Annotated in this window: 13 protein-coding genes; 5 read left to right on the forward strand and 8 right to left on the reverse strand. The window is 64.0% G+C overall.

Annotation, left to right across the window (positions count from 1 at the left end; all coding sequences use genetic code 11):
* Positions 1–8 precede the first annotated feature (8 nt).
* From dop to prcA, 4 genes are all read left to right on the forward strand, one after another.
* Positions 9–1,505 (forward strand): pup deamidase/depupylase, encoded by a 1,497-nt coding sequence (gene dop / locus ACOI2T_RS14760; protein ID WP_067852896.1) that lies wholly within the window; start codon positions 9–11, stop codon positions 1,503–1,505.
* Between the two features lie 116 nt (positions 1,506–1,621).
* Positions 1,622–1,816 carry a ubiquitin-like protein Pup gene (locus ACOI2T_RS14765; protein ID WP_003880265.1) on the forward strand — a complete coding sequence of 65 codons (195 nt, stop codon included), beginning with the start codon at positions 1,622–1,624 and terminating at the stop codon, positions 1,814–1,816.
* Entirely contained in the window at positions 1,813–2,673 is an 861-nt protein-coding gene (prcB, locus tag ACOI2T_RS14770) for a proteasome subunit beta (RefSeq protein WP_409501762.1), read from the forward strand. The genes ACOI2T_RS14765 and prcB overlap by 4 nt, the downstream gene beginning before the upstream one ends.
* On the forward strand, positions 2,673–3,416 hold the full coding sequence (gene prcA / locus ACOI2T_RS14775) for a proteasome subunit alpha (RefSeq protein ID WP_067852892.1): 744 nt from the start codon (positions 2,673–2,675) through the stop codon (positions 3,414–3,416). Before prcB ends, prcA begins: the two co-directional genes overlap by 1 nt.
* On the opposite strand, the gene ACOI2T_RS14780 is transcribed toward prcA, so the two are convergent.
* Both ACOI2T_RS14780 and ACOI2T_RS14785 read right to left on the reverse strand, forming a co-directional pair.
* Positions 3,405–3,680 carry a hypothetical protein gene (locus tag ACOI2T_RS14780; RefSeq protein ID WP_409501763.1) on the reverse strand — a complete coding sequence of 92 codons (276 nt, stop codon included), beginning with the start codon at positions 3,678–3,680 and terminating at the stop codon, positions 3,405–3,407. The genes prcA and ACOI2T_RS14780 overlap by 12 nt on opposite strands.
* 14 nt (positions 3,681–3,694) lie before the next feature.
* The gene (locus ACOI2T_RS14785; protein WP_409501764.1) at positions 3,695–4,129 is read right to left on the reverse strand and encodes an SDR family NAD(P)-dependent oxidoreductase; all 435 of its coding nucleotides are present in this window, start codon (positions 4,127–4,129) and stop codon (positions 3,695–3,697) included.
* A gap of 63 nt (positions 4,130–4,192) precedes the next feature.
* Between ACOI2T_RS14785 and ACOI2T_RS14790 the strand changes: the two genes are divergently transcribed.
* Positions 4,193–4,744 carry a TetR/AcrR family transcriptional regulator gene (locus ACOI2T_RS14790; RefSeq protein ID WP_409501921.1) on the forward strand — a complete coding sequence of 184 codons (552 nt, stop codon included), beginning with the start codon at positions 4,193–4,195 and terminating at the stop codon, positions 4,742–4,744.
* On the opposite strand, the gene ACOI2T_RS14795 is transcribed toward ACOI2T_RS14790, so the two are convergent.
* From ACOI2T_RS14795 to ACOI2T_RS14820, 6 genes are all read right to left on the reverse strand, one after another.
* The gene (locus ACOI2T_RS14795; protein WP_409501765.1) at positions 4,737–5,615 is read right to left on the reverse strand and encodes an alpha/beta fold hydrolase; all 879 of its coding nucleotides are present in this window, start codon (positions 5,613–5,615) and stop codon (positions 4,737–4,739) included. The two genes, ACOI2T_RS14790 and ACOI2T_RS14795, sit on opposite strands and share 8 nt — an antisense overlap.
* 47 nt (positions 5,616–5,662) lie before the next feature.
* Positions 5,663–9,025, reverse strand: coding sequence for a DEAD/DEAH box helicase family protein (locus tag ACOI2T_RS14800; protein ID WP_409501766.1), 3,363 nt, complete (start codon positions 9,023–9,025; stop codon positions 5,663–5,665).
* 116 nt (positions 9,026–9,141) lie between these two features.
* The gene (locus ACOI2T_RS14805; RefSeq protein WP_409501767.1) at positions 9,142–9,771 is read right to left on the reverse strand and encodes a Fic family protein; all 630 of its coding nucleotides are present in this window, start codon (positions 9,769–9,771) and stop codon (positions 9,142–9,144) included.
* A complete protein-coding gene (locus ACOI2T_RS14810; protein ID WP_409501768.1) occupies positions 9,768–10,193 on the reverse strand; it encodes a Fic/DOC family N-terminal domain-containing protein in 426 nt (141 codons plus the stop codon). The genes ACOI2T_RS14805 and ACOI2T_RS14810 overlap by 4 nt, the downstream gene beginning before the upstream one ends.
* A gap of 2 nt (positions 10,194–10,195) precedes the next feature.
* The gene (locus ACOI2T_RS14815) at positions 10,196–11,371 is read right to left on the reverse strand and encodes a restriction endonuclease subunit S (protein ID WP_409501769.1); all 1,176 of its coding nucleotides are present in this window, start codon (positions 11,369–11,371) and stop codon (positions 10,196–10,198) included.
* Complete coding sequence (locus ACOI2T_RS14820) at positions 11,368–12,888, reverse strand: type I restriction-modification system subunit M (protein WP_409501922.1); 1,521 nt, start codon at positions 12,886–12,888, stop codon at positions 11,368–11,370. Before ACOI2T_RS14820 ends, ACOI2T_RS14815 begins: the two co-directional genes overlap by 4 nt.
* Between the last annotated feature and the right edge of the window lie 82 nt (positions 12,889–12,970).

Consider the following 12,970-nt stretch of genomic DNA (forward strand, 5'->3'; position numbering starts at 1 on the left):
CTGAGGCCATGCAACGGATTATCGGAACTGAGGTCGAGTACGGCATATCGTCGCCGTCCGATCCGACCGCAAATCCGATCCTGACGTCGACGCAGGCGGTGCTGGCGTATGCCGCCGCCGCCGGGATCCAGCGGGCCAAGCGCACGCGGTGGGACTACGAGGTGGAGTCGCCGCTGCGTGACGCTCGCGGATTCGACCTGTCCCGATCCTCGGGCCCACCGCCGATCGTCGACGCCGACGAGGTCGGGGCCGCCAACATGATCCTGACCAACGGCGCCCGGCTGTATGTGGACCATGCCCATCCCGAGTACTCGGCTCCCGAGTGCACCGATCCGATGGATGCGGTGATCTGGGACAAGGCGGGCGAACGCGTCATGGAGGCCGCCGCCCGCCATGTCGCGAGCGTGCCAGGGGCCGCCAAACTGCAGCTCTACAAGAACAATGTCGACGGCAAGGGCGCCTCGTACGGTTCGCACGAGAACTACCTGATGAGTCGTCAGACACCGTTCTCGGCCGTGATCGCCGGTTTGACGCCGTTCATGGTGTCGCGCCAGGTGGTCACCGGATCGGGCCGCGTCGGCATTGGGCCCTCGGGCGACGAGCCAGGGTTCCAGCTGTCGCAGCGCGCCGATTACATCGAGGTCGAGGTCGGTCTGGAAACCACGCTCAAGCGCGGCATCATCAACACCCGCGACGAGCCGCACGCCGACGCCGACAAGTACCGGCGACTCCACGTGATCATCGGCGATGCCAACCTGGCCGAAACGTCGACCTACCTGAAAGTCGGCACGACCTCGCTCGTGCTCGACCTCATCGAGGAAGGTATCGACCTCAGCGACCTGGCGCTGGCCCGCCCCGTGCACGCCGTGCACGTCATCAGCCGCGACCCGTCCCTTCGGGCGACCGTGGCACTCGCCGACGGCCGCGAGCTGACCGCGCTTGCGCTGCAACGGATCTATCTGGACCGCGTGGCCAAGCTGGTCGACAGCCGCGATCCCGACCCGCGCGCGAGCCACGTCGTCGAAACCTGGGCCAACGTCCTCGACCTGCTCGAGCGCGATCCGATGGAATGCGCCGACCTGCTGGACTGGCCGGCCAAGCTGCGGCTGCTCGAAGGCTTCCGCAACCGGGAGAACCTGAGCTGGTCCGCGCCGCGCCTGCACCTCGTCGACCTGCAGTACTCCGACGTGCGGCTCGACAAGGGGTTGTATAACCGGCTGGTGGCACGCGGTTCGATGAAGCGGCTCGTCACCGAACAGCAGGTGCTCGACGCGGTCGACAATCCGCCCACCGACACCCGCGCGTACTTCCGCGGTGAGTGCCTGCGCCGCTTCGGCGCCGACATCGCCGCGGCGAGCTGGGACTCGGTGATCTTCGACCTCGGCGGCGATTCGCTCGTCCGGATTCCAACCCTCGAACCGCTGCGCGGCAGCAAGGCACACGTCGGCGCACTGCTCGATTCCGTCGACAGCGCCGTGGAGCTGGTCGAACAACTGACCACCTAGAAGTCCCCACCGGTGCGCTATCCCGAGCAATTCGGATGCCTACCGGTACTGTGGAAGAACCGGTGGGCCGTAGTGAGCCCGAGTGAGCCCGCCGATGACAATTGCAGGAGGCAGCGATGGCTCAAGAGCAGACCAAGCGTGGCGGTGGCGGCGGCGAGGACGACGACCTCCCCGGTGCTTCGGCCGCCGGCCAGGAGCGTCGCGAGAAGCTCGCCGAGGAGACCGACGACCTGCTGGACGAGATCGACGACGTTCTCGAAGAGAACGCCGAGGACTTCGTCCGCGCGTACGTCCAAAAGGGCGGACAGTGACCTGGCCGAAGTACGAACATCTGGCCTTCACCCAACCGACTCTCGGAGCACCCTCCGTACCTGTGGATTTATCGTCCTTCTCTGATCTGCTGCGCCGGCAGTCGCCCGAACTGCTACCCGTCAACCGCGTCGCCGACGGGGTGAACGCGACCAACGCGGTGCCGCACGGCACCACGATCGTCGCGCTCAAATACCCCGGCGGCGTCGTCATCGCGGGCGATCGTCGCTCCACGCAGGGCAACATGATCGCCGGTCGTGACGTCCAGAAGGTCTACATCACCGATGACTACACCGCGACGGGCATCGCCGGTACGGCGGCCATCGCCGTGGAGTTCGCGCGGTTGTACGCCGTCGAGTTGGAGCACTACGAGAAGGTCGAAGGTGTGCCGCTGACGTTCCGCGGCAAGGTCAACCGGCTGGCCATCATGGTGCGCGGCAATCTCGGTGCGGCCCTGCAGGGTTTCGTGGCGCTGCCGCTGCTGGTCGGCTACGACGTCGACGATCCCGATCCGCAGAACGCCGGGCGCATCGTGTCGTTCGACGCCGCGGGCGGCTGGAACCTCGAGGAGGAGGGGTACCAATCCGTGGGCTCCGGCTCGATCTTCGCCAAATCCTCGATCAAGAAGCTGTATCCGCAAGCGGTCGACGCGGATTCGGCGTTGAAGGTGGCCATCGAGGCGCTCTACGACGCCGCCGACGACGACTCGGCGACCGGCGGACCGGATCTGGTGCGTGGCATCTATCCGACCGCGGTCACCATCGGTGCAGAAGGGGCTGAGGAGATCTCCGAGGAACGCATCGCCGAACTCGCCCGCGAGGTCATCGCGCGCCGTACGCGGACGGGCGGTGAAGGCTGATGAGCTTTCCGTACTTCATCTCGCCCGAGCAGGCGATGCGCGAGCGTTCCGAGCTTGCGCGCAAGGGCATCGCCCGCGGCCGCAGCGTCGTCGCGCTCGCCTACGACAGCGGCGTTCTGTTCGTCGCCGAGAATCCCTCGCGGTCGCTGCAGAAGGTCAGCGAACTGTACGACCGCGTCGGCTTCGCCGCGGTCGGACGGTTCAACGAGTTCGACAAGCTGCGGGTGGCCGGCATCCAGTACGCGGACACCCGCGGATACGCCTACGACCGTCGCGACGTGACCGGCCGTCAGCTCGCCAACGTCTACGCACAGGCACTCGGCACGATCTTCACCGAACAGGCCAAGCCGTTCGAGGTCGAGTTGTGCGTGGCCGAGGTCGCGCACTACGGCGAGACGAAGGCACCCGAGCTCTACCGCATCACCTACGACGGGTCGATCGCGGACGAGCCGCACTTCGTCGTGATGGGCGGTACCACCGAGCCGATCTCGACCGCGCTCGGGGAGTCCTACGTCGAGAACGCGGACCTGGCTGCCGCCGTGAAGATCGCCGTCGCGGCGTTGAGCGCGAGCGGCAACGGAGCCGAAGCGCGCACGCTCGGCCCGTCGACCCTCGAGGTGGCGGTGCTCGATGCCAAGCGGCCCCGTCGCGCGTTCCGCCGGATCACCGGTACGGCGCTGGAAGCCCTGCTGCCCGAAGCTGATTCGCCGCCTGCGGCGGACGAGAAGCCGTCAGACGAGTAGGTTGACCACCTCTTCGGCCGCCGTGCGCTCGCGGTAGAGGCGCCAGAGCTGCTCGGCGAGATCGTCGGGGTTGATGGTGCCTGTCGTCGCGCCGGCGAACTCGGCGTTATCTGCCATCGCCCGGTGGATGTCGCCGCGTTCGATCAGACCGCCGATGGTGATGGTGCCCGCGTAGATCCCCTCGGGTTTCAGTGCCGCGTGGAGCGTGACGGCGTAATTGCGTAGCGCCGCCGCGGCGAGTGCCAAACCGCCCAGCGGCGGCATCGGCACCACGCTGCTCAGCCCTCCGGCGAACAGCAACCTCCGCTACCGCGCCGCCGCATCTCCGGCAGCAGCTGCGAGGCGAAGTCGACCGCAGGTACGACGCCGTCGAGCGCAGCCTGTGCGCCCGCGGCATCGAGTCCGGTGATGTCACCGGTGGGCGCCGTCTCGAATGCGGCCGGGCCGTAGTAACCCACGTCTATGCGGCCGAACCGGTCGCGGACCGCGTCGAGCGCCGTGCGCAACCGGCCCGAGTCATTGGCGTCGGCGACATATGCGGCGGCCTCGACGCCTTTGTCGGCCAGTGCCGCCAGATAGTCCGGATGTCGTTGTGGCGAACGCGAAATCAGAGCCACGCGGTGGCCCTCGGCGCCGAAGCGGTGTGCGACAGACATCCCGAGGCCGGGTCCCACACCGAGGACCACCAGAACGGGAGCAGAAGTTGAGGTCATACTCAACTTACTAGCACAAGTTGAGTATGCCCTCAACTTCGCTATGCTGGGCCGGTGGCGGCGATGCGTGCGGATGCGGTCCGAAATCGGGACCGGTTGGTGACGGCCGCCGCCGAACTGTTCACCGAGCGCGGCGTCGACGTGCCGCTCGACGAGATCGCGCGGCACGCCGGCGTCAGCATCGGCACCCTCTACAACCATTTCCCGAACCGCGGTGCATTGCTCGATGCGGTGCTGCCCGACCGGTTGGCCGCCATCGACCGGATGGCGCGCGACGCTCTCGACGATCCCGATGCGTGGCGCGGGTTCACCGGCTTCCTGGACGGTCTGTTCTCGATGCAGGCCACCGATCGGAGCATCAACGATGCGATCGCGCGCAACCCGGTGGGCTCGGTCGACGTCGCGGGGGAGTGCGGCAGGGCAGGCGGGCTGCTGGAGGAGGTGGTCGAGCGCGCCAAGCAGGCGGGCGTGCTGCGCACCGATTTCGGAACCGAAGACCTCGCGACACTGATGTGGGCGATGTCCAAGGTGATCGCGATGGCCGACGGATGCGACGCCGTATGGCGCCGTCACCTCGGCTTCGTACTGGACGGGCTCAAGCCGCCGGTCAGCTGACCGCGCGCCGGATGAGCGCGGCGAATTCCTCGGGGCATTCGACCGGTGTGAAATGACCTGCGCCATTGACCTTGTGGAGCCGGACGTCGACGAAGTAGTGCTCGAGCCGGTCGGCCCAGTCCGGTGGGAACAGCGGATCGTGTTGAGGCCACAGCACATCGGTGCTGGCGTGGATCTTGACGGCGCGGCCGGGCGGCAGCTCGGTGAGAGACTGCGCGACGGTGCCCGCCCCGGCGCGGTACCAGCCCAGCGACGCGGTGAACGCGCCGGGCAGCGCGTAGTCCGCGACGAGGCGGTCCAGGTCGTCTTCGGAGACCTGGAAACTCGGGCCCGACCAGTGGTCCCAGAAGTGGCGCAGGTACTCGCGCACGGCGTCGGGATTGCCGTCGATCATGCGGTCGGCGATCGGGAGCTGGTGAAATGCCTGGTACCAGAACTCGTGCATGGCGTGGGGGCTCAGCACGCGGTCCCCGGCGCCGGGCAGGGGCGGTGACAGCACGAGCGCCTTGACCAGGTGCGGATGCATGCGGGCTACACTCTGGGCGACCCGGCTGCCGACGTCATAGCCGGCCAGCACCACATCGTCGAGGCCGAGCTCGTTGATGAGTCCCACCACGCTCGCGGCCTGGGCACTCGCGCTGTAGAAGTGCTGCACCGACACCGCGTGCTTGTCCGAGCCGCCGAAGCCGCGCAGATCCGGTACGACGACGTCGGCGATATCGGTCAGCAGCGGGACGACGTGCCGGTGATCGCGCCGGTTACCCGGCCAGCCGTGCAGCAGGATGACCGCGGGGCCGCCCGAGATGCCGTGCCGGTCGAAGGCCAGTCGGAATCCGTCCACCGGAGCGCTGCGCGACGACCTCGACGACATCGTTCAATTCTCATCCCCGCCGCCGGGTTATGTGCCGGGTTGGCCGATCAGCCGGCGTCAGCGGAAGCGTTGAGCTGCTCGATGACATCGATCACGGCGCGGGCCTTTGCGCTGTCGAACACCGAGGCGATTCCTTTCGGAGCGTTGTCGGTGAACGGTGGCTCGAACAACAGGTCCGGCGACATGCTGCCGTGACGGGTGAGGTAGTTGATCACGAGTTGGATGAACTGGATCTGATCGGCGCTGGCGGTCTTGCCGTCGAGAAACTCTGCGAAGGCGCTTGTGGCGGCTTGACGGTCCAGTCCGATCAGTGACCGGATGAACCGCCCGAAACCGTGTGCTGTGTCGGCTGCCCGGTCGAGGTCGGCGGGGTCCGCGACGCCGCTGGCGAGCAGAAGCTCTTGCAGTGACTGCAGGTCGGTTTCGGTGAGCGGGTGTGCTTTCTTGAGCTTTTGCAGCGCCAGGTTGTCGGGTTGGCGGACCAAGAAGTCGTAGACCTTGGCGTTGAATCGGTCGATGTCGGTGAATTGTGCGAGAGCCGGCATGGCAACCTCGGTGACGTCGCCCAGGGTGTCCTCGTAGTCGGCGTAGACGAACGGGCGCTTCTTTTTCTCGAGGAGCCCGACGATCGAGCGCAACTGGCGGCGTGCCTGTTCCAGCATCGGCGGAGTGATGTCTTGCCACCACTCGTCGCTGGCAACCTCACGCAGCAGTTCCTCGCGTTTCTTGATCTCGGGAATACTCAGCTGGTCGAGCAGACCATCGGCGATCTCGCGGATACGCACCTGATGCGGCTCGTAGTCGTGGTCTTGCAGGACGGCGATCTGGCTGCGTACCACCATCAGGTCGAATCTCTTCGCGGGCTCGTCGCTGTCCCGCACGGTGGTCGGCAGCGGGGCGACATCAGCGATGAGTTCAGCGATCTGTTCCTCGACCAGCGACTCCCAGTTCTTGGGGTCGGAGTACTTCTCGACGACGGCACGTTTGGGTTTGACGATGAAATTGTCCAGTCGCATGCCCTGAACGTGATGGACCAGCACGTGGGCAATATCCGCCCGTAGTTCCGGGTACGCCCGCTGCTTGTCCAGCGAACCGACGAATTCGGTGCGGGCGGCGAAGAGCCGCTCGGATAAGGGTTTTGTGACGACACCGTCGGCGGTGGGTAGGTCTTGACCGAAGTACTCGAAATTGGCGCAGATGTCGAAGATCAGGAAGTCTTTCTTGTCCAGTCCCGGCCCGTAGAGATCGGGGCACAGCCGGGTGCCGCGGCCGACCATCTGCCAGAACTTGGACTTCGACCGGACAGGCTTGAAGAACACCAGGTTGGCAACCTCCGGCACGTCGATGCCGGTGTCGAGCATGTCCACCGAGATCGCGATGTGCGGTGCCTTGGCTGGTTGCGAGAAATCGTCGATCAGGGCCTGGCTGAATTCGACGGCATGGGTGATTACGCGAGCGAACTCGCCCTTGTATTCGGGATAGTTGGCATTGAACCGGTCGGCGATGAACTGAGCGTGCCGATTGTTCCGCGCGAAGATGATCGTCTTGGCCAGCCGGTCGCCTCCGGCGACGCGATGGCCGTGCCGCATGAGCACTTCGAGTGCCTTGTCGACGGTGTCGGCGTTGAACAGCCACTTGTTGACGGCGTCGGCGGCGACGACGTCAGGCGCGTCGTCATCCTCCTCGTCCCACTCAGTCGCGTCCCACTCGTCCTTTTCTTCTTCGGACAGGTCGTCGTATCGCAGCCCGCGCAAAGGGAAATGGAGCGGAACGACAACGGCGCGGGGCCGCACCAGGTAGCCGTCGTCGATCGCCTCGTCGAGGCCGTAGTTGTCGGTGGGAACTCCGTCTTCGAGTTTGAACAGCTGGTAGGTGTTGCGGTCGACTTCCTCCTCGGGCGTGGCGGTGAGGCCCAGCAGTAGCGAATCGAAATGCGCGAAGATGTGGCGATACTTCCGGTACACCGAGCGGTGGGCTTCGTCAATTACCACCAGGTCGAAGTAACCGGGGCCGAATCGACGTGTGCCGCCATTGGTTTCGTCGATCAAGCCCATCATGGTGGGATAGGTCGCCACGTAGACGCGGCTGTCGGTGTTCTTGTCGGTCAACAAGTTCACCGGTGCCGAATCGGGCAGCAAGCTCTTGAACGCATTGGCCGCCTGCTTGACGAGCGCAACGCGATCGGCGAGAAAGAGGACTCGTTTGACCCAGTTCGCGCGGGCGAGCATGTCCGTGAGGGCGATGACGGTCCGCGTCTTGCCGGCCCCAGTGGCCATCACCAACAGGGCTTCGCGCTGATTCTCGATCTCGAACCGCTCCAGGACGCGGCGGATGGCGCGCTCCTGGTAGGGGCGATCGACGATCCCCGGCGGGATTGCGATGTCTACCAATGGTTTCCGAGTGGCCCGGCGCTGGATGAGCAGCTCGAGCTGGTCGCGGGTGTGGAACCCGTTGATCGGCCGCGACGGGTACTGCAGATCGTCCCAGACGTGGTGCTCAAACCCGTTGCTGTAGTAGATGATCGGCCGCTGTCCGAACATCTGCTGCAGGCAATCGGCGTAGCGTCTGGCCTGCTCCTGCCCGGCTTTCGCGTCCCTGGCCGTGCGTTTGGCCTCGACGAGGCCGAGGGGTTTGCCGTCGCCGCCCCACAGCACGTAGTCGACATAGCCGGTCTTGCCGTCGGGCATGCCCTGCACCGGAAACTCGCGGTCGCGGTCATAGGTGAGCGTCCAGCCAGACTCCAAGAGATCGGCGTCGATGAACTCGGTGCGGGTGGTGGCCTCGTCGTAGTCATGGAGGTCGGGTTTCGCTTGATTGGCGGCCTTGATGGCGGCGAGTTCGGCCCGGGCGGCGGCGAGTTCGGCCTCGAGGCTGGTTTTGGCGGCCGCCGCCGCTTCCAACGCGGCGTCTTTGGCCTTGAGCTCGTCGTTGAGCTTGGTGATCTGGGCGATTGACTTGGCGACGGCCTGGCCCGCGGGCTTGGGGAGCAAGGCGGGATTGAACTGTGCGGCGGGATCGGGCTTGCTGGCCTCGTCGGCGCCGTAGGTGCGGGCAAGCCAGGACATGACGTGGAACAGTTCGCGCAGCACTACCTGGCTCTTGTCCTTGGGCACCGGCTTGTGCTCGTGCACGGCGACATTGCCCAGCTTGCGGATCAGGTCGAGCTTCTGCCGCACCGGGTGACCGACCAGGTTGACGAACTCGGCCTTATTGATCCGTGCCGCGAGGTCGCTCTTGTACGCCTCGTCGATGCCCTCCATGCGGTAGAGCCACGCCACTGTGTGCTCGACGGCCCGACGGGCATAGAAGCAGGTGGTCCGCGCGTCGAACAGCGCATCACGTTCGGCGCTACGCGCCTCGGCATAGAGTCGCGGCCACTGGGCCTTGAGGAACTCGAAGTTACCGGTCATCGCCTGGCCTCCCTCCCGTCGCTGATCTTGGCATATGCGTTGCCGTTTTCTGGGCAACCGCCGCACGTTACGGAAGGGGTGTGACAAGTCCTGTCACAGCTCGCTGTCACAGCTTGTCACAGCTCGGGGGGCGAGGCACGATACCGGCGGGTGGGGTCGGTGCGGTCACCTGAGGTCGTGATCAAACCGGCGTCGAGGAGCGCGGCCAGATCGCGCTGCAAGGTGCGACGGCTGACGTTCGGGAACGCGACCTCAAGATCTTCTACACCCGCTTGCCCTTGTGCGAGCAGTTCGTCGAGTACCGCGACCTGGCGCTGGCCGAGACCATGGGCTCGCCCGATCTGCTCGGCGGTGATGGCGGCGGTGCTGCGTTCCTGCACTTCGAGCAGTTGGGTGGCCAAGCCAGAGACGAAGAACTCGATCCACCCGGTTAGATCCATGCCCGCTTCGCGGACTCGTTGCAGGGCTGAATAGAACGCGGCGCGGTTACGGTCGTAGAACTCGCTGATCGTGAACAACCGCTTGAAGTCGTAGCCGGCTCGGTAGAGCACCAGCGTCGAAAGCAACCGGGAGGTGCGCCCGTTGCCGTCGACGAACGGGTGAATGTGCACGAGCTGGAACTGGGCGATCCCCGCGACCAAAACCGGATGCACGTCACCCGGCTCGCGCAACCAGTCCACGAGTTCCTGCATCAGCGGGCCGACATCGTGTGGTTGGGGCGGCGTGTAGATGATGCGGCGAGTCACTGCATCCGCGACATGGTTTTGCACGGTTCGATAGGCGCCTGGGGCACCCTCACCGCCCCGCACACCGGCAACGAGTCAGCGTGAATGGCGCGGATCAACGTCTCGGTGATGGGTTCGCCATGGGCGAGCGATGACGCGACGAGGTCGAAAGCGTTGCGGTAGTTCAGCAGTTCCCGGCGGTCGTCGGGGTCGACGTTCTCTACGTCGGCGCCATTCCACAGTTGCGCGGCTTCCTCGATGGTCAACTGCGTGCCCTCGATGTGGGTGGTGTGATGCGCTTCGAGAAGCAACGCACGCCGGCCCATCCGGTCGAGCCATTCCTCGGAAAGTGTTGCCCCTTCGAGAAATCCGCGGGCGCGCTCGATCTTCGCCAGGTCACGTGTGGTGGCGTTGGTGATCGTGTATCGCGGCGTGAACGGCATTGCTATAGCTCGCCGGCGAAGGCTCGGGCTTGGAGGACTGCGAACAGAGCATCAAGGTGGTGGATAGCTCGGGTGTGCTTCGATGACAGCGATTGGACGTCATGAACGGCATCTACGAATTTCACCTGATGGCCTTTAGGCGGCAACACTACGGGAAAACTGGATAGTTGCGACTTGTTGATCGAAGCGATCCCCGTCGTTTGTTTCGCTGAACGAATGAAATATTTCTTGCCGTACGGACTGCTAATCAACCAATTTAAATAGAGTGGCTCGCAGTCTTTATTTGTTACGCGAACGCGAAATATGTGGTTCTGATGAATCGCTTCGGGAATCTCTCCCTGCCACACGGTGCCCCGCCCGAGCTTGTCGGGGTCTCCCCCCTCCGTTAGCAATAAGTCGCCCTCCTTCAATGCAAACTTGTCGATTTCAGCGGGGGTTGCATCGATCATCTTGACCATGGACAGATCGAGTCGGCGGTCCTGCACATTCACCACTGCCATATAGGGAACTGATCGTGTCGAGGCTGTCGGGTTAAGGCGCCGCCCCTTCGTGAGTCCAGAGGCGATGTCCGCTATCTCTCCAAGCGATATTGCCGGTGCAGAAGGGTCGAATAGTTGGACGAATACCGAATCTATAAAAGCGCTAGTCGACGCGATTGCTTGTCTTCGGAGTCTGCGGAGTCGTTCGGCTTGGTCGAGGATTGAGACGACACGACGCTGTTCGTCATGAGAAGGAAGTGGAACGGGCAGTGTTGTCAAGAAACTCGTCGGTACACGCCGTTGGCCACCAGAACCCGTCATGCGACTTTCGCCCTCAATGCGAATCTGAGATTGGCGCAAATAGTGAAGTAGATATCGCGGATTGATTGCATTTCGTGGTCGCACGACGTGAAATTCGGTTGATCCAAAACCGTATTGATGAGTAATGCTTGCGAGCGCGATCTTCCCATTCTGAAAGCATGGAGTTATCTTCGCCACCAAAATATCGCCATTTTGAAACGAAGTATATCCGTTCTTGACTTCCCTATATAAACGTTCACAACCTTGAGATGTTGTACCTGATTCGGACACATCTGCCATGCCTAGGAAGGAAATGGGTTCTTCAGCTTTTGGCGATCTTTCTAGCCCTGGGTTTATGGTGGCCAGTTCGTCTAGGGCAACTGATGGCCATCGGCTCATTTCGGTCCCGCCAGCATCCGCCGAAGCTCGGACATACCCTCGCGGATCTCATCCTCGATCTTGACCAGCTCATCGAGAATCTCCGTGGGCGGGCGGTGCTCGACTTCCTCGTGGACGATCTCCTTGTACCGGTTGATCGACAGGTCATAGCCGTTGTCGGCGATCTCCTCCCGCGGCACGCAGAACGACTGGTCGGTTCGCCCCCTATTGCGTTCGGATCCGTCCCGAAGCGTCCATCGTTCGAGGACATCAGGGAGGTTGTTCTTCTCGTGCTCGTCCTCGGACAGCTCTGCGAGCGGCCCCAACTTGTCCACGTCGAGCAAGGGCGTGCGCTTGTCGTCTAGCGAGTACCCGTCGGCCTTCACGTCGTAGAACCACACGAAATCCGTGCCGCCCACACCGGTCTTGGTGAAGAACAACACCGCCGTCGAGACACCGGCGTATGGCTTGAACACGCCGGACGGCAGTTTTGCCACCGCGTCCAGCTTGTGGTCTTCCACGAGCATGCGGCGCAGCTCCTTGTGCGCCTTCGTCGATCCGAACAGCACGCCGTCGGGCACGATCACCGCCGCGCGGCCACCGAGTGTCAGCAGCCGAAGGAACAGCGCGACGAATAGCAGTTCGGTCTTCTTGGTCTTGACGATCCGCTGCAGATCCTTGGCGGTGTTCTCGTAGTCCAACGACCCGGCGAACGGGGGATTGGCCAACACCATCGAATAGTTCTCAGCGTCGGCGGTGTTGGCCTCGGCGAGCGAGTCGCGGTAGCGCACATCGGGTTGCTCGACGCCGTGCAGCAGCATGTTCATCGACCCGATCCGCAGCATGGTCCGGTCGAAGTCGAAACCGGTGAACATCTCGTGGTGAAAGTGGTTGCGCCACTTGTTGCCGGCGATCTCGTCGGCGTGGTGTGCCCGCATGTACTCGGTTGCTGCGACGAGGAATCCGCAGGTTCCTGACGCCGGATCGACGATGGTGTCACCTGGTTTGGGGGCCATCATCTCCACGATCAGCTTGATGATGTGCCGAGGTGTGCGGAACTGGCCGTTCTTGCCGGCGCTCGCGATCTCGGAGAGGAGGTACTCGTAGACATCGCCCTTGGTGTCGAGATCCGCCATCGGGACCTCGTCGAGCATGTCGATCACCTTGGCCAACAGCCCAGGGCTGGGGATCGTCAGCCGGGCATCCTTCATGTGCTCGGCGAACGTCGAGTCGTCACCGCCCATCTCCCGGATGTACGGGAACACCTGGTTGGCGACGGCGTCGTAGGCGTCGTCGGGGTGCATGTTCTTGATGAAGGACCAACGCAACTCGTCCCGGCCGACCGGGAACGGCGCACCTTGGACCGGTTTGCCAAGCAGTTGCGCCTTCTCGAGCGCCCGTTCCTGCTCGTCATCCAGCCGTTTGATGAACAGCAGGTAGGTGATCTGTTCGACCACCTCCAGCGGGTTCGACATCCCGCCCGACCACACCGCATCCCAGATGCGATCGATCTGATTCCGAACTTCCCCTGACAGCACGCCGGTCACCCGCCTGTTCCTCGTCGCCGAATCCAACAGGACTGTATAAGCGACGGGTCCGACAAGTAGGCGAAGCCACGCC

Origin of the sequence: Mycolicibacterium wolinskyi str. Jessa 2025 (assembly GCF_049241375.1) — a bacterium.
GTDB classification, from domain to species: domain Bacteria; phylum Actinomycetota; class Actinomycetes; order Mycobacteriales; family Mycobacteriaceae; genus Mycobacterium; species Mycobacterium wolinskyi.

What these genes read in the sequence shown, in the direction of transcription:
- ACOI2T_RS14800 (WP_409501766.1), bottom strand. Translation starts at nt 9,025, where the DNA reads ATGACCGGTAACTTCGAGTTCCTCAAGGCCCAGTGGCCGCGACTCTAT.
- ACOI2T_RS14780 (WP_409501763.1), bottom strand. Translation starts at nt 3,680, where the DNA reads ATGCCGCCGCTGGGCGGTTTGGCACTCGCCGCGGCGGCGCTACGCAAT.
- ACOI2T_RS14765 (WP_003880265.1), top strand. Translation starts at nt 1,622, where the DNA reads ATGGCTCAAGAGCAGACCAAGCGTGGCGGTGGCGGCGGCGAGGACGAC.
- ACOI2T_RS14810 (WP_409501768.1), bottom strand. Translation starts at nt 10,193, where the DNA reads ATGCCGTTCACGCCGCGATACACGATCACCAACGCCACCACACGTGAC.
- dop (WP_067852896.1), top strand. Translation starts at nt 9, where the DNA reads ATGCAACGGATTATCGGAACTGAGGTCGAGTACGGCATATCGTCGCCG.
- prcA (WP_067852892.1), top strand. Translation starts at nt 2,673, where the DNA reads ATGAGCTTTCCGTACTTCATCTCGCCCGAGCAGGCGATGCGCGAGCGT.
- ACOI2T_RS14785 (WP_409501764.1), bottom strand. Translation starts at nt 4,129, where the DNA reads ATGACCTCAACTTCTGCTCCCGTTCTGGTGGTCCTCGGTGTGGGACCC.
- ACOI2T_RS14815 (WP_409501769.1), bottom strand. Translation starts at nt 11,371, where the DNA reads ATGAGCCGATGGCCATCAGTTGCCCTAGACGAACTGGCCACCATAAAC.
- ACOI2T_RS14790 (WP_409501921.1), top strand. Translation starts at nt 4,193, where the DNA reads ATGCGTGCGGATGCGGTCCGAAATCGGGACCGGTTGGTGACGGCCGCC.
- ACOI2T_RS14795 (WP_409501765.1), bottom strand. Translation starts at nt 5,615, where the DNA reads ATGTCGTCGAGGTCGTCGCGCAGCGCTCCGGTGGACGGATTCCGACTG.